2 protein-coding genes are annotated in these 1,062 nt (G+C 69.5%); both read left to right on the top strand.

Annotated elements, in window-relative coordinates:
* The coding region (locus ACIKT0_RS18855) for a DUF7676 family protein (protein ID WP_407106832.1) at nt 1-417 on the top strand (417 nt) is incomplete at its 5' end.
* Nucleotides 410-1,062, top strand: a 653-nt coding sequence (locus ACIKT0_RS18850; RefSeq protein ID WP_407106831.1) for an ABC transporter substrate-binding protein, incomplete at its 3' end; no start/stop codon positions are given. The genes ACIKT0_RS18855 and ACIKT0_RS18850, both read left to right, overlap by 8 nt.

Here is a 1,062-nt window from a genome sequence, read left to right as displayed (position 1 = left end):
GCCTATGAATGGCGCTGCCCGGGGCCTCCGCAAAAGATCGGCCTGATGGACGGCTATCTGACCGTCATGTTCGGCCATGGCGGCCACTTCCATCTGTGCATCGGCGAGAACCGTGGCTCGGAGCGCTTTCCCGTCGCGCCGGAGCTGACGCGGCGGCGGAAGCCCTCAAAGGCGCAGCTGTTTCGCGGATATGGCCGCGACGGCAAGCCGGTGACGTGGGGCTTCGAGATGTGGAACGGGGCCGGCGAGCCCATGATCTCGATCTTCTTCGCCAACCCCTTCATCGAGGACGACGACAGCCTCTCCGAGACGCCGGATTTCTCGCGGCTTGAGACGTGGCGCGCGATCTCGAAGCGCTGGCTTGGCCGCGATCCGGAGGCGCTCGACGAGGAGGGGCGCGGCTTCGCCCATGGCTGAGCGCGTTCTCGCGTCCGTTCTGTCGGCGGCGTTCCTCGGCCTCTGCTGGGGATCGGCCGCGGCCGCGGCGCCCTCCCGCGTGGTCTCGATCAACCTCTGCACCGACGAACTGCTGATCCAGCTTGCCGACCGTGCCCAGGTGGCCTCGGTGAGTTGGCTGTCGACCGTCTCGGCCGGGTCGAACGTGGCGGAGCGCGTCAAGGACGTGCCCCAGAACCGCGGCTTTGCGGAGGAGGTGGTCGCGGCGAGGCCTGATCTCGTGCTCGCCGGCCGCTACACCGCTCGGGCCGCCGTGTCGGTCCTCAGACGCGTCGGCGTCTCCGTCGTCGACGCCGATGCGCCGCGCACCCTGGATGGAGTGCGGGCGGAGATCCGTCGGGTCGCCGAGGCGGTGGGGCATCCCAACCGTGGTGAAGCGATGATCGCCGAACTCGACCGGCGACTTTCACGCCCGGCGCTCGTCCGCGAGCCCAGGCTGCGGGCTGCGGTGCTGCGGCCCAACGGCTTCACGGCGGGCGCGGGCTCCCTCAGCGACGAACTGATGCGGCGCGCCGGCCTGGTGAACGTCGCGGCGGAGCTGAAGCTCGACAATTACGGGCAGCTGCCGCTCGAGACGATCATCCTCGCCGGCGTCGACTTGCTGAT

Source organism: Hansschlegelia beijingensis, assembly GCF_045505405.1.
GTDB lineage: Bacteria > Pseudomonadota > Alphaproteobacteria > Rhizobiales > Methylopilaceae > Methylopila > Methylopila beijingensis_A.
The sequence above is the reverse complement of the archived record's forward strand: the minus strand, read 5'-3'. Positions and strand labels throughout refer to the sequence as shown.